Annotated in this window: 18 protein-coding genes and 1 pseudogene; 4 read left to right on the top strand and 15 right to left on the bottom strand. The window is 46.2% G+C overall.

Features of this window, described 5'->3' with window-relative positions:
* Positions 1 to 50 precede the first annotated feature (50 nt).
* From BKD12_RS17320 to BKD12_RS13675, 3 genes and pseudogenes are all read right to left on the bottom strand, one after another.
* Positions 51 to 236 carry a hypothetical protein gene (locus BKD12_RS17320; protein ID WP_070089908.1) on the bottom strand — a complete coding sequence of 62 codons (186 nt, stop codon included), beginning with the start codon at positions 234 to 236 and terminating at the stop codon, positions 51 to 53.
* A 59-nt stretch (positions 237 to 295) separates the two neighbouring features.
* A pseudogene (locus BKD12_RS17580) lies at positions 296 to 556 on the bottom strand (sigma factor); the annotation flags it as partial.
* 104 nt (positions 557 to 660) lie between these two features.
* Positions 661 to 1,482 carry a helix-turn-helix domain-containing protein gene (locus BKD12_RS13675; protein ID WP_070089907.1) on the bottom strand — a complete coding sequence of 274 codons (822 nt, stop codon included), beginning with the start codon at positions 1,480 to 1,482 and terminating at the stop codon, positions 661 to 663.
* 155 nt (positions 1,483 to 1,637) lie between these two features.
* On the opposite strand from BKD12_RS13675, the gene BKD12_RS13670 reads away from it, so the two are divergent.
* The gene (locus BKD12_RS13670; RefSeq protein ID WP_176730976.1) at positions 1,638 to 2,975 is read left to right on the top strand and encodes an MATE family efflux transporter; all 1,338 of its coding nucleotides are present in this window, start codon (positions 1,638 to 1,640) and stop codon (positions 2,973 to 2,975) included.
* Between the two features lie 43 nt (positions 2,976 to 3,018).
* Here BKD12_RS13670 and BKD12_RS13665 read toward each other — a convergent pair whose 3' ends face one another.
* The 9 genes from BKD12_RS13665 to BKD12_RS13625 all read right to left on the bottom strand — a co-directional run bounded on the left by BKD12_RS13665 (position 3,019) and on the right by BKD12_RS13625 (position 11,880).
* Positions 3,019 to 3,828 carry an MBL fold metallo-hydrolase gene (locus BKD12_RS13665; RefSeq protein ID WP_070089906.1) on the bottom strand — a complete coding sequence of 270 codons (810 nt, stop codon included), beginning with the start codon at positions 3,826 to 3,828 and terminating at the stop codon, positions 3,019 to 3,021.
* Between the two features lie 166 nt (positions 3,829 to 3,994).
* Positions 3,995 to 5,347 carry a dicarboxylate/amino acid:cation symporter gene (locus BKD12_RS13660; protein ID WP_070089905.1) on the bottom strand — a complete coding sequence of 451 codons (1,353 nt, stop codon included), beginning with the start codon at positions 5,345 to 5,347 and terminating at the stop codon, positions 3,995 to 3,997.
* Positions 5,348 to 5,378: 31 nt separating this feature from the next.
* Positions 5,379 to 6,134, bottom strand: coding sequence for a LamB/YcsF family protein (locus BKD12_RS13655; protein WP_070089904.1), 756 nt, complete (start codon positions 6,132 to 6,134; stop codon positions 5,379 to 5,381).
* Positions 6,135 to 6,220: 86 nt separating this feature from the next.
* The gene (locus tag BKD12_RS13650; RefSeq protein WP_070089903.1) at positions 6,221 to 7,180 is read right to left on the bottom strand and encodes a D-2-hydroxyacid dehydrogenase; all 960 of its coding nucleotides are present in this window, start codon (positions 7,178 to 7,180) and stop codon (positions 6,221 to 6,223) included.
* Positions 7,181 to 7,214: 34 nt separating this feature from the next.
* Positions 7,215 to 8,558, bottom strand: a complete 1,344-nt coding sequence (accC, locus tag BKD12_RS13645; RefSeq protein WP_070089902.1) for an acetyl-CoA carboxylase biotin carboxylase subunit — start codon at positions 8,556 to 8,558, stop codon at positions 7,215 to 7,217.
* Positions 8,559 to 8,563: 5 nt separating this feature from the next.
* Positions 8,564 to 8,971: an acetyl-CoA carboxylase biotin carboxyl carrier protein gene (locus BKD12_RS13640; protein ID WP_070089901.1), complete on the bottom strand. Its 408-nt coding sequence runs from the start codon at positions 8,969 to 8,971 to the stop codon at positions 8,564 to 8,566.
* Positions 8,972 to 8,992: 21 nt separating this feature from the next.
* Positions 8,993 to 9,946, bottom strand: a complete 954-nt coding sequence (locus tag BKD12_RS13635; RefSeq protein WP_070089900.1) for a 5-oxoprolinase subunit C family protein — start codon at positions 9,944 to 9,946, stop codon at positions 8,993 to 8,995.
* Positions 9,947 to 9,948: 2 nt separating this feature from the next.
* Positions 9,949 to 10,689 (bottom strand): 5-oxoprolinase subunit B family protein, encoded by a 741-nt coding sequence (locus tag BKD12_RS13630; RefSeq protein ID WP_070090068.1) that lies wholly within the window; start codon positions 10,687 to 10,689, stop codon positions 9,949 to 9,951.
* Between the two features lie 282 nt (positions 10,690 to 10,971).
* Positions 10,972 to 11,880, bottom strand: coding sequence for a LysR family transcriptional regulator (locus BKD12_RS13625; RefSeq protein ID WP_070089899.1), 909 nt, complete (start codon positions 11,878 to 11,880; stop codon positions 10,972 to 10,974).
* A 131-nt stretch (positions 11,881 to 12,011) separates the two neighbouring features.
* Here BKD12_RS13625 and BKD12_RS13620 point away from each other — a divergent pair, with 131 nt between their 5' ends.
* Positions 12,012 to 13,295 (top strand): aminotransferase class V-fold PLP-dependent enzyme, encoded by a 1,284-nt coding sequence (locus tag BKD12_RS13620; protein ID WP_070089898.1) that lies wholly within the window; start codon positions 12,012 to 12,014, stop codon positions 13,293 to 13,295.
* A 126-nt stretch (positions 13,296 to 13,421) separates the two neighbouring features.
* Here BKD12_RS13620 and BKD12_RS13615 read toward each other — a convergent pair whose 3' ends face one another.
* A complete protein-coding gene (locus BKD12_RS13615; protein ID WP_070089897.1) occupies positions 13,422 to 14,078 on the bottom strand; it encodes an ECF transporter S component in 657 nt (218 codons plus the stop codon).
* 229 nt (positions 14,079 to 14,307) lie between these two features.
* Between BKD12_RS13615 and coaBC the strand changes: the two genes are divergently transcribed.
* Positions 14,308 to 15,504 carry a bifunctional phosphopantothenoylcysteine decarboxylase/phosphopantothenate--cysteine ligase CoaBC gene (coaBC, locus tag BKD12_RS13610; protein WP_070089896.1) on the top strand — a complete coding sequence of 399 codons (1,197 nt, stop codon included), beginning with the start codon at positions 14,308 to 14,310 and terminating at the stop codon, positions 15,502 to 15,504.
* Positions 15,505 to 15,701: 197 nt separating this feature from the next.
* Positions 15,702 to 16,988 (top strand): aspartate aminotransferase type Ic, encoded by a 1,287-nt coding sequence (locus tag BKD12_RS13605; RefSeq protein ID WP_070090067.1) that lies wholly within the window; start codon positions 15,702 to 15,704, stop codon positions 16,986 to 16,988.
* A gap of 66 nt (positions 16,989 to 17,054) precedes the next feature.
* Here the strand turns inward: BKD12_RS13605 and BKD12_RS13600 are convergent, their stop codons facing one another.
* A complete protein-coding gene (locus tag BKD12_RS13600) occupies positions 17,055 to 17,717 on the bottom strand; it encodes an HD domain-containing protein (RefSeq protein WP_070089895.1) in 663 nt (220 codons plus the stop codon).
* A gap of 119 nt (positions 17,718 to 17,836) precedes the next feature.
* On the bottom strand, positions 17,837 to 19,216 hold the full coding sequence (locus tag BKD12_RS13595; RefSeq protein WP_070089894.1) for a rhamnulokinase: 1,380 nt from the start codon (positions 19,214 to 19,216) through the stop codon (positions 17,837 to 17,839).
* Between the last annotated feature and the right edge of the window lie 109 nt (positions 19,217 to 19,325).

Raw genomic sequence — 19,325 nt, 5'->3', positions numbered from 1 at the left:
TTAAAGAGCTAGAAATACTTGTCAAATAAGCGTTTCTAGCTCTTTTATCGTCAATCAGTAAGATCAATTTCCATCTTTGCCGCCGACCGCTCCTCCAGCCATCCCGGCAGCTGCGGCGCAAAGCTTTCGTCATACAGCTTCTCCCACATCTCCTCCCATTCTGCCTCAGACGCATTAGACACATCGAGGGAATACACCGTGATCTTTGACAGATCATAGCCCTCTGTAGGGAACATGCTTTTCCGGATATCTGAACCTCAGAGATATCTACACAGTATAATGTTTTCTTCTTTTCATCTACGGCCAGATTGATCAATATCCGTGTCAGCCAGGTTTTGAACCACTCCGGATTCTTAAGGCGGTGGATATTCTGATATCCTTTCAGCACCACGGATCCCACCAGATCCAGGGCGTCTTCCTGATTACGCATATAGAGGAACGCCATTTTATACAGGTACTCCTGATACTCGGATATCAATCTGCCATAAGCCTCTGGGTTGCCGCGTACCGCCTGCCTTACAAGCTTTAGATGCTCCTTATTTTGATTCTCTCTCATTGTTTCTCCTTTCAGAAAAGAGGCCACTTTTCTTTTGCTTACACAGGTTAGACGGTATATAAGGGCATTTGGTTGCAGAAATATTTATTTGGCAAATCTGTTTTCTAGCTGTTCCTGCGGTACTCTCCCGGCGTATACCCGGTATGCTTTTTGAACTGGCGCGCAAAATAATTCTGATCAGAAAATCCACACTCCTGAGCAATGGAGTAGATGGACTTTTCCGACTTCTTCAGGCTTTCTTTTGCCTTCTCCATCCGTATTTCCATCAGGCAATGATATATGGACATCCCCATACTTTCCCGAAACAGCTGATTCAGCCGGGTCTTACTGTAGCCAAACCAGCTGCACAGCCTTTTTAAGGTAATCTTTTCTCCATAGTGCTCTTCCAGATACAGACGCACTTCTTCTGCCATATCTCCGGCTGATACCGGAAATTGGTGATGGTTGGTGATATAGTCCGCACAGATCCGGCAGAGTGTCACGAAGGTTTCAATCTCCTCCAGATCAATCTGAACCAAATCCTCTACAGCACTTTTAATGGCCTCTGTCGTTCCCAGTCCCAGATTTTCGGCTTTCTCTATAACTTCCGCTCTCGCTTCCTCTCCCTTTTCCAGCATCTGCCCCATCATCATATAGCCGGCCAGCGTTCCATAGTAATACAAAGGCACCACAGCCTCGTAAAGTCCCATATGACATTTGTAGATATGTACCTTATGCTCTTTCCTGACCTGGGCAAATCCCTCCTGGTTCGCCCGCCCGCATCTGACGCACCCCCTGGGATCTTCATTGACCAATCTGCAAAGCTCGGCCCCGCGGTCCGGATATCTGGCCAGAGATTCGCCGTCCAGGCTGTATACATCGATCAAGATTCCCGAAATACTGTATAACTGTTTTAAAATATCATATAATGAAATTTCTTCTTTCATCTTTACACCTGCCTGTTTCTAGCATTTTTTATCATCAGTGTTCAAATATGCTAATTATAGCTCTATTTTATCTTGTTTTCACAAAAAAGAAAAGATATCATGTCACAGGAATGGTTTTCCATACTGACATCAATGAAAAGAAAGGGATTATTGTTATGAAGTTTGTACAAGATATGACTGCCGGCTCTCCCTCAAAGCTTCTTGTTTCATTTTCTCTTCCTATACTTGCAGGAAGCCTGATCCAGCAGCTTTATACAATGACAGATTCTATTATTGTAGGACGCTTTGTAGGTGCGGATGCCCTTGCGGCAATCGGAGCCTGCGGGTCACTGACCTACTTGTTTTTTTCTTTATTTTTCGGCCTGTCCGCCGGAATCGGGATCATCATTGCCCGATATTTCGGCGCCGGAAAAGATGAGCAGGTACAGAAGGGTATTGCCAATTCTGTTTTTCTTCTCTTAGGAGCGGCAATCCTTCTTACAGTTACCGGCATTTGCTTTGCCCGGCCTATCCTGCTTTATCTTGGCACTCCTTCTGACATTCTGAAGGATGCGGTTGCCTATTTTCAGATCACCAGCGCCGGGATTCTGGGCGTAGCCTTTTACAATGGCATTTCTTCCATACTGCGGGCACTGGGTGACAGTAAGACGCCTTTAATCTTTCTTGTGATCGCCTCCCTTTTAAATGTAGGACTGGATCTTCTCTTTGTCCTCGTCTTTCATTTGGGGGTCGCCGGAACCGCTCTTGCCACTTCACTTGCCCAGTTTGTTTCCGCATGCACCTGTCTGATTTTTGCACTGCACACCAATCCTTTTTTTCGCTTAAAAAAGGAACAGTTCCGACCAGATAAAATACTTCTTGGCCAGATGACCCATATCGGCCTGCCTCTTGCACTGCAGGATGCACTGATCGCTATTTCCTGTGTCGCTCTCCAGACAGTCATTAATTCCTTTGGGACAGCGATCGTTGCAGCTTTTACAGCCACCAACCGTATCGAGACAATGCTGGGGCAGATCTATCTTACCATGAATACGGCATTATCCAGCTATACCGCTCAGAACCTGGGGGCAGGCAAAGTCAGCCGTGTCCGTGAGGGGACCCGCTTCTGCGTCTGGATCACAGCCGCCTTTTCACTGTGTATGGTCGTTCTTATGCACCTGTTTGGCAGTGCATTTATGACCCTGTTCGTGGACGACACCTCTGTGATACAGACCGGCGCTTTCGCCCTTGCACTGACCAGCTGGTTTTTTATCGCATGGGGGCTTCTTTATATTTTCCGCGGTGTCTTGAACGGCGCCGGAAATGCAGCGTTTGCGTATATCAGCGGTATTCTGGAGGTTGTAGGGCGTGTCGGATCCGCTGTGCTCCTCACGTCTCTTCCCCTGATCGGCCAGTGGGGGATCTGGCTCTCCGAAGGGATTACCTGGATCCTGGTAGCCTGTGCGGGAATCATCTGCTATCTGCACGGAACCTGGGCCAGGCGGACAGCATAGCATAAAGATACCTAATCGAAAAAGAGGGGACTTTTCCCCTCTTTTATAATATAATCCGCTCCAGATCTTCAGGCACGATCAGATTCCCATGGTAATACTGCCGCCCTTCTTCCGTATAGAGCTTTCTTCGGTTTTCCAGATTCTTATCCTCCGTATGATAGAGGATCAGATTTTTTGCACCCAGATTTTCTCCATCCTCGCAGGCCTCCTTCACCGTGGCATGATGCTTCTCATAAGGCTTGTAGATTTCCCTGTCCCTATAGAGGCAGAAGGCCTCATGCAGCAGCCAGTCCGCATCTTTTGCATAAGGCTCTTCACATTCACAATAAGGTTCATCTCCAAGAAAAGTAAATTTCTTTCCATTTTTAAGCTGCAGGGTAAAACCATACTGCTTGGCTTTGGTCGACTGGATATCAAAAAACTGCACTCTGTATCCCAGAATCTCCCGTGCCTCTCCATCTTTTACCGGCTGAAAAAAGATCCGTTCTCCGATCATCTGATAAAACTTTTTCTGGACCGTAAGCTTTGTGATCGTCAGGATGGTATCCACCAGGTCCTCATGACAGAAAATATACAGATTCCCCTCATACTGCCATTTTTTCATTTTCGTAGCGATCATCCGGATCAGCCAGATCAGCCCCAGCAGATGATCGGTATGCTCATGACTGATGAAAATCTCATGGATGGCTTCCATAGGGATCTGGGCTTTCTCCAGCTGCGTCATGATCCCGTTTCCGCCTCCGGTATCAACCAGAAAATATTCCTCTCCTGTCTGAATGGCAAAACAGGTGTTGAAGCATTTCGTCACGGTAGCATTTCCTGTTCCCAGTATGATCAAAGTTTCTTTATCCATCTATTATCATCCTCCTATATGTCTACGTTTTATTATAGCTTACATCCATGATTTAAGACAGCACTAAAATCTGCTTCTGTCTCTTAACGTACGAAAAATATCTCCGGAGTATAAACTCCAGAGATATTTTTCTCAGCATTATATTCACATTACAAGTCCGGGGACTTTAGCTGTTGTATATCTCTTTATTCAGTTCCTTTTCCTTTGCATTTACGATCACGTTCGTTGCCGCATCACCAATAACGTTCAGCGGAAGCAACGCCATCTCTACCGGACGGTTAATAGCAACAACAAGAGCATATGCAATCATACATGCGTCGGTTGTCCATCCCATACCAGAAAGGATTGTTACGATCAGAGTTGTACCTGCGATCGGAATTGCCGGACATCCCATAGCCGCACAGATGGAAAGGAACGCAACCACAACCAGATTTGCCGGCGTTACATCGATCCCTGCGCTGGTAGCGATAAACGTGACCGCAAACATATGCATAACCGTTGTACCATTCATGTTAATGGTCATACCTGTCGGAAGTACAAAGCTGGTAATCTCTTTGCTGCATCCAAGTTCATCTAAACAGGTTCTGGTGTTAAGAGGCAGTGTTGCAGCAGAGGAGTTAGTAGAGAATCCAAACACTCCTACCTTTGCGATCTTCCTTAAGAACTTCATCGGATTTAGTCTCGTTGTCAGCCAGATACCGATTGGATAAATAGTTGCCACCAGTACAAACAGAGTAAGCATTGCACCTACTATATACGCGGCTGCAGGAGCCAGATATTCCGTTCCATAAATGGCAAATGTACGGGATACCAGACAGAAGATGGCTACCGGTCCTACTTTATCAATGAGGAAGGTCAGATAAAAATTGATAATCTCACTTCCTGCCTCCAGTACACGTTTCAGAGGGTCTGTCTTTTCTCCCAGAATGTTCATGCAAAGGCCGATCACGATAGCCACAACAACTACCGCCAGGATACTGTTATTACTGCTCATGGATTCGATAATGTTGGAAGGCACCGCTGTGACAATTGTAGCAAGCGGATTAAACGCCTCGATCGTCGCTGCTTCCGTTACTTCCTCTGCCGGAAGACTGACATTGAAAAATCCAGCCGATTTCATAAAGAATGCAACTACTCCCGCACAGAAAGCTCCAACGATATAGAAGCAAATGAACCCAAGCACTGTACGCCCGGCGATTCTTCCCAGCTTGGAAGAACTGGAAATACTGCACATTGCCAGACTTAATGATACCAGTACCAGTGGTACGATGGCAGCCTGAAGTCCCCTCATAAAGAGCTGGCCGATAATGTAAAAGAGTCCGAGAGCGTTTGTTCCGCCTTCCGCAGTGATGTCCTGGAAAAGGAGGCTGTTGATGATATTCCACGTCCCTTCATTTCCAGAATCCAGCATTGAACTGCGGATAAACATAAATATAAGTCCGACTAACAGTCCGCCGATCAGAGCGATCATCATTTTTTTGACGACAGACATCTTTTTCTTATTTTCAGTTTTGCCCATTTCTTTTCTCTCCTTTGCTATACAACCCTTCCTATAAATGCCTGATCTCTATCCCCTCTTTTTCAAATGTCTCGCGGATCCTCTGTACAAATGCAAGCGCTTTTGGTCCGTCTCCATGTACACAGAGCGTATCTCCCTTGATATCCAGATCCTTTCCATTGATGGATGTTACCTTGCCTTCTTTGATCATCCTTACACAGCGCTGGATCGCCACTTCTTCATCCGTGATCATAGAGCCTTCCATTTTCCTCGGCACCAGCGAAAGATCATCCATATATGCACGGTCCGCAAAAATCTCAGAAGCCGTACGAAGCCCTTTGCTCTCCGCGATTTCTCCCAAAACCGCACCCGCACAGTAATATACGATCAGATCCTTATCATACTCGCAGATTGCCTCACAGATTGCGGTTGATATCTCTTCATCGTACTGGCATTGATTCCCCATTGCTCCATGAGGTGCCACGTGCTGCAGCTTCATGCCATAGCTTTGTGTAAAAGCAGCCAGAGCGCCAATCTGGTATCTTACATAGTTTTTCACTTCCTGGAAGGAGAGCACCATCTTACGGCGTCCGAATCCCATCAGATCCGGATATCCCGGATGTGCGCCTACCATAACCCCTCGTTCTTTTGCAGCCTTTACTACCTTGTCCATTACCATCGGATCACCTGCATGCCATCCGCAGGCAACATTTGCAGTCGTCACATATTTAATAATCTCTTCATCTCCGCCCAGCTTATATGCGCCAAAACTTTCACCCATGTCACTGTTCAAGTCAATACTATACATCCTGTCACACTTCCTTTCTTAATACTTTTTCTTTTATCTGCTCTGCCCTTTTCCGGACACAATGCATTCATATAAATATGCAAAGCCTATGCATTTACAACGTTCTGCGGTGCACCATCAACAAATGCCTGCAGATTTGCAACGGCAATGTCCATCAGTCTTTGTCTGGATTCTTTCGGAGCCCAGGCAATATGTGGTGTCAGGATCACGTTCTCTGCCCCCAGCAGCGGATTGTCCATCTTGATCGGTTCCGTGGAAACCACATCCAATGCGGCTCCCGCCACCTTACCGCTGTCCAATGCTTCCCTGAGATCCTGCTCTACGATCAGAGGACCTCTCGAATCGTTGATGATCATGACTCCGTCCTTCATCTTTGCGATAGTGTCTTTATTAATAATGCCTTCTGTAGACGGGAAGAGCGGACAGTGCAAAGAAATCACGTCAGATTCCTTTAAAAGTTCATCCAGCTCTACATAATGACAAGTCTCGCTTTCCAGTTCCGGACGTTTATAGGAATCGTAAGCCAGGACCTTCATTCCCAGCGCCTGGGCGATCTTGCCCGTCTCTTGTCCGATCCGGCCAAATCCGATGATTCCCATGGTTTTCCCGGCCAGTTCTACCAGCGGATATTTCCAGAAGCACCAGTCCGGATTACTGCTCCATTCCCCGGCTTTAACCGCATCAGAATGAGCACCGATATGATGGCACAACTCCAGCAAAAGTCCGATAGCAAACTGGGAAACAGCTGCTGTTCCATAAGTAGGAATATTTGCGACCGGAATATTCTTTTCCTTTGCGGCTTCGATGTCTACAATGTTGTATCCGGTCGCCAGAACCCCGATAAATTTCACATTCGGGCATGCATCCAGCGTCTCTCTGGTGATCGGAGTCTTATTGGTATAAACTGCTTGTGCATCTCCAATCCTCTCGATCACATCCTCTGCTTTTGTCCTGTCATAGACAGTGACCTCTCCCAGTTTCTCCAGTCCTTCCCAGGTAATATCTCCCGGGTTCAGTGTGTAGCCGTCTAATACTACGATCTTCATACTTTTATTCTCCTTCCTGTTTATTTCCTTTTGATCACATTGGATAATTTTCTTCTATAAATCCGGTGTGGAATCTTCCACTTTTAAAATCCGGATGATTAACTACGTCATATAGGAAATCCCGATTTGTTGCGACTCCCTCGATTTCCAGTTCTCCCAGTGTGCTGATCATCTTGCGGACCGCGCCGTCCCTGTCTGAATCATAGGCAATCACCTTTACGATCATGGAATCATAGTAGGGCGGTATCTGATATCCCGGATATATAGCCGTGTCCATACGGATCCCATTACCGCCGGGAAGATGCATCTTTTTTATCATTCCCGGGCAAGGCATAAAATTATGGAGTGGCTCCTCGGCATTGATCCTGCACTCAACAGCGTGCCCACGGAACCTGATATCCTCCTGTTTTACGCTTAACGGCAGTCCTGCTGCCACCCGGAGCTGTTCCCTGATCAGATCTACGCCTGATACCAGCTCGCTGACCGGATGTTCTACCTGGATCCGTGTGTTCATTTCCATAAAGAAAAACTCGCCCGACTGATCCAGCAGAAACTCCAGAGTGCCTGCATTTTCATAGCCTACGGCATGGGAAGCTTTGAGCGCTGTCTCCCAAAGTTTTCTCCTTGTCTCACCGGTAATAAACGCACATGGAGATTCCTCTATCATTTTCTGATGTCTCCTTTGGATCGAGCAGTCCCTCTCTCCCAGATGGATCACGTTCCCGTGACGGTCTGCCATGATCTGCACCTCAATATGGCGCGGAAACTGTATATACCGTTCCAGATACATTGCGTGATCCGCAAATGCATTTTCCGCTTCCTGCTGTGCCTCCCGGAATTTTGCCGGAAACTCCTGCTCTTCCCAGGCAAGTCTCATTCCCTTTCCGCCTCCGCCGGCTGAAGCCTTGATCATAATCGGAAATCCGATTTCCTTTGCTTTCGCCAGAGCTTCCTCTTCTTCATACACCGGAAAATCTGTTCCTGGAACTACCGGGATTCCGGCTGCCTTCATCGTCCGTTTCGCCTCTGACTTATTTCCCATCTTGTCGATCAGTTCCGGAGACGGGCCCACAAACTGAATTCCATACTGTCCGCACATGCGGGCAAATTCAGCATTCTCGGACAAAAATCCAAAGCCGGGATGGATGGCTTCTGCCTTTAGCGCAAGCGCTGTGCCTATGATCTGCTCCATCCGAAGATAACTGTCCTTGGGAGAAGCCGGACCAATGCAGACTGCCTCGTCTGCAAGTCGTACATGCATGGCATCCCGATCCGCTTCCGAATAGACCGCTGCCGTACGGATCCCCATTTCTCTGCAGGCTCGTATGATGCGTACTGCAATCTCTCCTCGGTTTGCAATCAGTACTTTTCTGAACATCGTCCCTACCCCTCTATGACAAACAGCGGCTGCCCATATTCCACCAGCTCCTGATCCTTTACCAGAACCTCTGTTACCACACCGGAACAGACAGCCACGATATCATTCATTAGTTTCATCGCCTCAATCGCACCAAGAACCTGTCCTTCTTCCACCTGGTCGCCTGCTAATATGTCTGCCCCGTGATAAATTCCTACAAGTGGAGACCGTATAATGGTCCCGTCCTGGATCGATACCGGTGCTTCTTCCTTTTGTGCGGCTTCCTTCTCAGCTGCCGGTACTGCCGGGGATGCTGTCTCCTGCTTTTCGCCCATTTTCACAGCAATCCGGAAATCGCCCTGCTGAAGCTCAAATTCTCCCACACCACACGCCTTGACTTCCCGGATCAGATCTATAACTTTTTCATATTCCATATCTGGCCCTTCCTTTCCCCTTTAGCACTGTCCCAGCTGTTTTTCCAGATTCTGAAGCTGACGGAGCCTGCGGATATACAAACTCTGAGCAAGCTCCACGCCGACCCTGACAAAGCGTACCCTGTATCCCGGAACGCTCTGTACCAGCTTCGGGATATCTACGGAAATCACTGTTCCGATCTTAGTGTACCCTCCGGTTGTCTGCCGGTCAGCCAGCATAATAATCGGCTGTCCATTGGTCGGCACCTGGATGGAACCAAATGCTATTCCGTCTGTAATAATATTTCCGTCTCCTTTATGATGCAGCGGTTCGTCTCTTTCCAGCCTGCATCCCATGCGATCGAATTCATTCGTAATTTTTGCTCCGTACCAGAAAAACTTTTTTAATTCTGATTTTGTAAAATCACTATCCTGCGGTCCGGTTACGACACGCAGTGTCAGTTCCCCTTTCGGGAACACCTCTGGTTCCAGTTTTCGAAGCCCCATATTCGGAAGTGTTGTCTTTGGATTCGCAAATCCTATCACATCGCCCTTTTCCAGTTTCCGTCCCTGGACACCTCCAAGTTGATTCCTCAGAAGCGTGGATTTACTCCCCATGACCAGAGGAACATCCAGACCTCCGGCAAACGCCAGATACCCTCTGCATCCGTTTATCGTTCCCACGCCAAAAGCCAGCACGTCTCCCGCATGCACCAGCAGTGCCTGATACATCGGAGCCGGCTGCCCATTCAATGTCGGCGACAGATCACCGCCAGTAATGGCAATGATAATATCTTTTTCAAACCGGACCGTCGGTCCCTGGAACGTCATCTCAATGGCGCCTTCACCCATACGGTTTCCCACAAGAATGTTTGCAATATAAAAGGACTGTGTATCCATCGGCCCTGACGGGGAAACTCCAAACTGCTGGCTTCCGAACCGGCCTTCGTCCTGTACTGTAGTCAAAATCCCCGGATTTTCAATTATAATTCCCATGTTTACACCGCCCTTTTCTCATACGTTTTCACACGATAGGTTCCCTTTTGGTCTTCTTCTTTGATCCTGTCATATTCTTTCCTGTCTACAGGCACATATTTGATCCAATCTCCCGCATGTACTAAAAATGGATCTTCCTTCTTGTAATCACAGATTGTAAGCGGAGTAGCCCCTACAATATTCCATCCGCATGGCTGATCGAACGGGATCAGATTGGACTGATTTAATTGAGCTACAACAGATCCTCCTGATATACGCACGCGCGGGCTTTCTCTTCTCTTAAAGTGAAACGGTTCATCAAAACGCGCCATATACGGATGCCCAGGCGCCACCCCCAGCATATAGCAGTAGTACTCATGGCCGGAGTGGATTCGTATAAATTCCTCTACGGAAATATGTTCAAATTCCGCACAGGCTTCCAGATCCAGTGCAAGATCCCTGTCATAGCAGATCGGAATTTCCTTTACGATCCGTCCCCCTTCTTGTACCGTCTGCTGTGAATCTTCCAATTTCCGAAACCGTTCTTCAATTTCCTCTTTCATCTGTCTAAACAAGATCTTGTCAGGCCGGTAATGGATCATGAGTGCCGCATAAGTAGGTACCATCTCGACCACGCCGTCCAGTGGCTTTTCTGTCAGATTTATAAATAGTTTTCTGACTTTCTGGTTGACATCCAGGCTGATTTCACTTCCCAGCTGAACGGAAACAGCACTGTCTCCCACTGCCAAAATCTTTCCTTCCATCGGTTTTCCTCCTTTCATATTTTCCACATTTTGTACAAATTCCGCTTGCTGCATTTGTGAATTTTCACAATTTTATTCCGCTTTTTCCGTCAATCCTTATTGATTGTTTACAGTTTAACACATGGCTTTTTAATATAAAAATAAATTATTTAAGTATAATATATTAACATTTTTTATTATTTGGTAATTTTGTAGAATGGACTTTGAACGCAAATTTGGCAGAAAAAAAGATCTGCAGAACAGACCTCTAAAGTTCTGTCTGCAGATCTTTTAATATTGCGACTAACCGAGATACCCCCAGTCTTTTGACTTTAAATATTCTTTCATCTTTTCTTCAAACACCTGTACTGCCTTCAGACTGGCCTCATTGGGATATTTATGCTTGATCATATAAGTCACCCGCTCCGGAGGCTTACTGGTATTCCCAATTTCACTGACATAGATCGGACGCAGCGTCCGGATTCTTTCGACCACTGTCACCGGTGCGATTGTCCACATTCTGGGATCCGACATCAGATGCAGCAGGAGTTCAAAGGTATCAACCTCCACCCGGGGACGGTTTCCTTTGCTGACATTCTGGTCATGCCAGACCTGGTAATTGGCTTCCCAGCTTGCAAAAATCTCCCAATCCGGATTCAGCTCATCCGTATGGATCACCGGCTTCTTTATCGGTGCGTCTTCAGCCTGCATGATATACATTTTTTCCTTAAGAACCGGCTTGGTGACGATGTTCTTGAAATGCAGATGATGATACACAAACCCAAGATCTATCTCATGATTTTCCAGCAGACTGTACAGCTCATAAGAGTAGTGCGTTTTAATATGGAGGTTGATAAACTGCTCCTTCTCATTTAGCATATTCCGGTACAGATCAAAGAAGATGGCGCTGTTGAGCGTATCCGTACACCCCACGGTCAGATACAGCTTTTCCCTGGAATGTTTCAGAAGCTGCATTTCCTGCCAGACAGACACCCACCGTTCCGCAATCGGAATAAATTCCTCTCCCTGGCTGGTCAGTTCAATCTGTTTATGTCCTTTTTTCCTCGCAATCAGCTTCACTCCCAGTTCTTCCTCCAGAGATTTGAGACGATGGCTGACGGTCGGTTGGGACAGGAACAGATTCTCCGCTGTTTTGGTAATGTTTTTTGTCTTAACAATCATCAAAAAAGTTTCGATTTCGGATATATTCATCTCCATCCCTCCAAACTGCACAAATATAAATTCTTTTTATATTATACAATAAAATTATTCATTTAACAAATGTTACATCACATGCTATGATAAACCCAAAGTACATCGAGTTGTCAAAAGGAGGCAAAAATATGAATACAGAGAAAGGTATCTGGTTCCCGGACGAATACCAGAAGCATCTGAAGGCACAGTTTTGTTATGCAGATGAAGATCCATTGTACGGACCACGTCTGTTCTTCGAAAACTCCGGCGGATCTTTACGGCTCCGCAAAGCTGTTGAAGCAAAAGCTGCCGCTGAACAGTTTCCAGACTGTCCGGAGCGAAATTATGCACGCGGTTTAAAACTGGCGGATTATGTATCTGAGGGCACAAAGGAAATCCTTGAAGTCGTGTTCGGAGCCAAAAGCGGCGCATTAGTATCAGAATTGTCTGCTTCACAGACAATGTTCAAGATTGTAGACACTATCATGGAAAATGTAAAATGGGGAACAAATGCAGTTACGTCCTGTCTGGAGCATCCTTCCGCTCATGATGCGGTAGAATATGCCTGTATGAAAACTGGCCGCGAATTTCGTGAGGTTCCCGCGAATCAGACTACAGGCGGCATTGATGTAGATGAGGTCATGAAATATGTTGATAAGGATACCTGTCTTTTAAGTATTATGGCTGCATCTAATATTTCCGGAAATGTAATGGATATCAAGGAGATTTCCCGCCGCGCAAGGGAAATCAACCCTGAGATCTACATCGTCTCTGACGCTGTACAACATGCTCCTCACGCAGCGATTGACGTGGAAGACTGGGACGTGGATGTATCAAATATCGCACCTTACAAATTCTTTGGAGTGCGTGGCTGCGGATATGCTTATGTATCTGACCGCGTAGCTTCTATGATGCACCACAAACTGACCCACAAGGATGCAAATGTATGGCAGCTTGGGACTCCGTCTCCGGGCAATTTTGCTGCTATGCTGGAAGTCATTGATTATGTCTGCACCATCGGAGAGCATTTTATCCACAGCACAGACAAACGTACTCTATTTGAAGAAGGCATGCACCGCATCCATATGCAGGAGCGTGCGATCCTCTACCGTATGCTGGAAGGTACTGATGAGGTTCCCGGCCTTCGCCATATCCCCGGCGTCGAGGTCTATGTAGATATGGAAGACCTGACCTGGAAAGATCTGATCATTGCAATGGGAATCAAAGGAATTGATTATCCAGACTGTGTGATCGAATACATGAAGCGCGGAGTCACAGTATTTGAACGTGTAAGAAGCAGCATGTACTCCAAACGGATTGTAGAAACTCTTGGTATCCCCGGCGCAATCCGAGTATCGCCGCTGCATTGCCACGGAAAAGACGATGTGGACAAGTTCCTGAAGGTCACAAAAGAAATCGCCGAAAGCGTATAGCTGTCATACCCCCTGCCCTTTTCATTCTATCCCCTGGGCAGGGGGATCTTAATACCTGAATTTAGCATAAAAATAAACCACTGTGTTATGACTTCTTTACCATAGCACAGTGGTTTTCTATCTATATTACACGCTCATTGCACTTCCTGCAATCCCGATATTCATCTTCCGGAACACTCCAACCAGGACTTTTCCCAGCGCCAATACCAGTACGGCCGCTGCGATCGCCTCCGGAATTCCTGATGCGGTAATTGTCCCCATGATCAGTCCCCAGACAGCTGTAACACCTACATTCTGCGCCTCAGCATACTGCCTGGCAAACAGAAGATAAATACTTCCCATAACCGTTATCGTGTTCACCATGGATCCTATGAACCCGACAATAGGAAGGGCAATGATCTGATTGACCTTCAGTTTCTTCAGCAGGAGCCAGAGCCATCCGGACACAAGACCTATCAAGATCCTGCAGCCTACGGAAATCCAGATTGCCTTCAGTGCTCCCGGAATTCCTGTCGTACTCATAAACGGCGAAAATGCAAAAGACAAAAGTGTCGGTGCCATCGTGTTGCTGATCAGCGAACAGATTCCAAATACTCCTCCCAGGATCGCCCCGGCAGACGGGCCTAACAAAATTGCGCCGATGATAACCGGAATATGTACAGTTGTCGCCTTAATCACCGGAAGCTGGATCATCCCGAGCGGCGTATTTGCCAGCACGATAATGATCGCTGCCATAAGTGCAACACTGACCATCCAGCGTGTGTCGTGTTTCTTTGCTTTCATTATTCAATTCCTCCTTGTTATCATTCCCGCTCCTGCGGGATACAATACAATTACGGTGACATTATAGCACCTGCCTTTGCAGCCGACAAGCATTTTTTGTGGAATATTTAAGGCAGACCACACCTAAATCTGAGTTCATTTCTTGCAAGATAGTGCTAAACACGATATAGTAAAAAAAGAAACTTGGTAAAAACTTATTAATATATAAATAGGAAAGGCTGGAAGATTTATGTTAAAAGAAAAAACAATCCTTCTTGGCGTTACCGGCGGCATCGCCGCCTACAAAAGCGCTTCCCTGGCAAGCAGACTGGTCAAGGCAGGAGCTGAAGTCCGTGTAATCATGACAGAACACGCCACAAATTTTATCAACCCTATTACTTTTGAAACTCTGACAGGACATAAATGTATTACGGATACCTTTGACCGCAATTTTGAATTTCAGGTAGAGCACGTGTCTCTGGCTAAAAAAGCTGATGTCATCATGGTCGCTCCCGCCACTGCAAATGTAATCGCAAAGCTGGCTCACGGCCTGGCAGATGACATGCTCACCACTACGATCCTGGCAAGCCATGCGCCGAAACTGGTTGCTCCGGCTATGAATACCGGCATGTATGAAAATCCGGTGACACAGGACAATCTGGCTCTGCTAAAGAAATACGGCATGGAGGTCATAGAGCCCGCTGCCGGACATCTGGCCTGCGGTGATGAAGGAAAAGGAAAGATGCCTGAACCGGAAATTTTATATGAACATATCCTTCGTTCCTGTGCCTGCAAACAGGACATGAAAGGCTTAAAAGTACTTGTCACTGCCGGCCCTACACAGGAAGCTGTCGATCCGGTACGCTTCCTCACCAACCATTCTTCAGGCCGTATGGGCTACAGTATCGCCAAGGCCTGTATGTTAAGAGGCGCAGACGTCACTCTGGTCACCGGACGGACAGCTCTTACACCGCCGCTTTTTGTAGACGTCGTACCCGTGGTTTCTGCAAAAGATATGTATGATGCCGTTATTTCACGGAGCGACGAGATGGACATCATTATCAAGGCAGCCGCCGTAGCGGATTACCGTCCGGTCCATGTAGCAGAAGAAAAAGTCAAAAAATCAGACGGTTCATTTTCTCTGGAACTGGAACGGACAGATGATATTCTGAAATATCTGGGTGAACATAAGAAACCTGGACAGTTTTTGTGCGGCTTCTCTATGGAGACCGAAAACATGCTGGAAAATTCCCGGAAAAAACTGGAGAAAAAGCATCTGGACATGATTGCCGCCAACAACCTGAAGGTACCCGGCGCAGGCTTTGAAACCACAACGAATATTATCACCATCATCACTCCGGATTCTGTCAAAGAGCTAGAATTAATGAGTAAAGATGACGCCGCATTCCGCCTGCTGGATGAAATTCTTTCCAGACGATCCCTGTAAATCTCCGGATTTGCCGCTCCATTTTGTCTCTTTTTTAACAGATTTGCATATGAAAGCTTCAAATATTTCAATTTTTTGAATTTTCTTACATAAAAATTAGGATTATCCTCTATTTTTTGCAAGAAACTATTGACGAAATGTCAGATTCACATTACAATGTTGAAATTGAGGGATAGAAAAAAATGGAGGATGGAAACGTGACAGCATATAAAGAATTATCAAAAGAAGAGTTATTGGAATTAAAAAGCAGTCTTGAGGCTCAATTTGAAGAAGTAAAGGCACAGAATCTGAATCTGGACATGTCCAGAGGAAAACCGTCAACGGAACAGCTCAATTTGTCTATGGGCATGATGGATGTTCTGACCAGCGATTCCGATCTGAAGTGTACAGAAGGAGTGGACTGCCGCAACTACGGCGTGCTGGATGGAATCGCAGAAGCCAAACAGCTTCTGGCAGATATGATGGAAGTTCCGAAGGACAACATCGTAATTTTTGGAAATTCCAGCCTGAATGTGATGTTTGACACTGTTGCCCGCAGTATGACACACGGTGTCATGGGAAGTACACCCTGGTGCAAGCTGGATAAAGTAAAATTCTTATGTCCAGTTCCCGGGTACGACAGACATTTTGCTATCACTGAATATTTCGGCATAGAAATGATTAATGTACCTATGACTCCGGAAGGACCGGATATGGACATTGTAGAAGAACTGGTAAGTTCTGATCCTTCGATCAAGGGAATCTGGTGCGTGCCAAAATATTCCAATCCGCAGGGCATTACTTACTCCGATGTCACAGTTCACCGTTTTGCAAAGCTGAAACCAGCTGCAGAGGACTTCCGTATCTACTGGGATAATGCATACGGCATCCACCATTTATATGAAGATAAACAGGATTACCTGATCGAGATCCTGATGGAATGTAAAAAAGAAGGCAACCCGGATATGGTCTATAAGTTCTCTTCTACTTCCAAGATCAGTTTCCCAGGCTCCGGTATCGCAGCAATCGCTGCATCCGATGCAAATCTGGCTGACATCCGGAAAATGATGAAGATCCAGACAATCGGACATGACAAACTGAATCAGTTAAGACATGCCAGATATTTCAAGAATATCCATGGTATGGTAGAGCACATGAAGAAGCATGCAGATATCATGCGTCCGAAATTTGATATCGTTCTGAAAACCTTCGAAAAAGAGCTGGGCGGTTTGGAGATCGGTTCCTGGCTTGCACCCCGCGGCGGATATTTCATCTCCTTTGATTCCATGGATGGCTGCGCCAAAGCAATCGTGGCAAAAGCAAAGGAAGCCGGACTTATCATGACTCCGGCCGGCGCTACCTTCCCGTATGGAAAAGATCCGCACGACAGCAACATCCGTATCGCACCGTCCTATCCGACGGTAGAGGAACTGAAGCTGGCAACCGAAATATTTGTATTAAGCGTGAAGCTGGTCAGCATCGAAAAACTGCTGGCTGCGAAATAAAAAAGTGACAGGGGACGTACACCTTTTGCAAAGGTGTACGTCCCCTGTCACTTTTCCGTTTCTATATCAACAAAGTTTACTCCCGTTTGCGATTAATTTGAACTTACAATTTAATTTTTCTGCCGCACGCTTACACATCAGCATACGGCCCAGGAAAATTTCAAAATAGTCCATAACTGTACAGATGGAATCATCAAGCTCCAGTTCCATCTGTATGATTTCTTTTTCTTTTTGGATTCTTAATGCCGAAGATAAGGCCGCATAGTTTACCCGGTCATGAATATCAAAAGAAGCCGGCACCGGGTTTTGCACACGATTTCGGCGTACATCTGTCTTATCTGCCAGTATCAGGGCCGCAGATACTTCGTCCACAGCTGTCCCGGTTCCCTCGTCATGATGACCGATAGCCGTAGTCACTACCAGAATATCTCTGTACGAAAAGTCAAGTTCTTTTAAAATCTGGTAAGCCAGGATTGCCCCGCTTTGGGCATGGTCATGACGATTGATGCTGTTTCCGATGTCATGCATATATCCTGCGATCTTTGCCAGCTCTATCTTCCGTTTGCCGTATCCCAGCTCCTTTAGTATTTTCCCTGCGGTTTCTGCCACCTTCATAGCATGTTTCCGGGAGTGTTCCGTATATCCCAATTCGTGCAGGATTTCATTTCCCTTCTCTATCAATAAGCTTATTTCTTCATTTTTACAGATCTGTCTATAATCCATTTTCATGCTTGATACTCCTGTCTGATACATCATTCTGTTCGTATCTTTTATTTTCCCATGCATTTGACAGTTTCTCTACCTATTTCATGTAAAAAGATTGTTAAATGACCCGTTGGCTATTCTCTCTATTTCCTTTGCGGCACATAATACCGGAAACTTTCCCCATTCTGAAGTATGCGCCTTGCATCTGAAGCATCTGCGATCTCACCTAATGCTTTCAGCTGGATTATCAGATTGCCCAGTGCAGTCGCCTCTACCGGTCCCGCAGTCACCGGCCTGCCGCAATAATCTGCTGTCATCTGACAAAGCATCTCTGAACGGGCGCCTCCTCCTAAGATCTGCAGTTTTTCAATCCTCCGTCCACTTCCCTGCTCCAGTTTTTTCAGTTCCTTGCTGTATGTGGAAGCCAGACTTTCATAAATACACCTGACGATATCTCCCACGGTTTCCGGTATTCTCTGTCCGGTTCTTCTGCAAAATGTACGGATTTTTTCCGGCATATTCCCCGGCAATGCAAAATCCGCTGCATTTGGATCCAGAAAACTCCTGGATGCACCTGCCTGTTCTGCCAGCTTCTCTAATTTATCGTAGGAATAGCAGTTGCCTTCCTCTTCCCAGGTTCTGCGACATTCCTGCAAAAGCCACATCCCGGTTATGTTCATGATACAATGAATCCCGCCGTAAGGTCCCTGCTCATTGGAAATGCCAAGTTCGTACCCTTCATCAGACAGTATCGCTTTCTCATTCTCAATTCCTAACAGACTCCAGGTACCAATGTTTAAAAATGCTGTCGTCCCCACGTCCTCTGTCATAGCCGCGCCTGCACTTTGAGTGTCATGTCCTGCCACCGTAATTACTTTGACTCCCTTATATTCTCCAATGATAGTTCCTGTGTCTGTCATCGTCCCGAAAATCTGCCGGGGGATCTGAAACTCATCCAGGATCTCCTGGCTCCACATGCCACTGTCTGGATCCAGCATCTGAGTTGTAGATGCAATCGTTCTCTCACAGACCGCATTTCTGCATAAAAGGTAGGAAACCAAATCCGGTATATGCAGAAGCTTTCTGGTCTGATTCCATATTTCGGGTTCTGTCTTACGCAGCGCCAGAATCTGATATAAAGTATTTGTTGCATATGTTTGATTACCGCTTAACTGAAACAATCGTTTTCCTGTAATTCTTTCCTGTGCTTCCTTTATCATACCTTCTGTACGAAGGTCTCGATAGTGTACAGGAAGAGACAGCAGATCTCCATTCTGATCCAGCACGCCAAAATCTGCCCCCCATGCATCAATGCCGATGCTGTCGATTTCTCCTGCCTTTTCAATCCCTAAATAAATTTCCTTCATAATCTTCTCAAAATCCCAACATAAGTGTCCATTATGCCATATCGGAACGTTTTTAAACCGGTGGATTTCTTTGTATTGAAGTTTTCCATCCGCATATTTTCCTTCTATTGCCCGGCCACTGGAAGAACCAAGGTCAAATGCCAATATCTTTTTCATTCTTTTCCTTTCTGTATCCGTAAAAATGTATTAAAAAAGACAGTATATTAAATACTGCCTTCAATTCAATGCTTTATTATTTAAGATATATGTACCTTCAAAACTGCAT

Source organism: Merdimonas faecis (assembly GCF_001754075.1).
In the GTDB taxonomy this organism is placed as follows: domain Bacteria; phylum Bacillota; class Clostridia; order Lachnospirales; family Lachnospiraceae; genus Merdimonas; species Merdimonas faecis.
The sequence above is the reverse complement of the archived record's forward strand: the minus strand, read 5'-3'. Positions and strand labels throughout refer to the sequence as shown.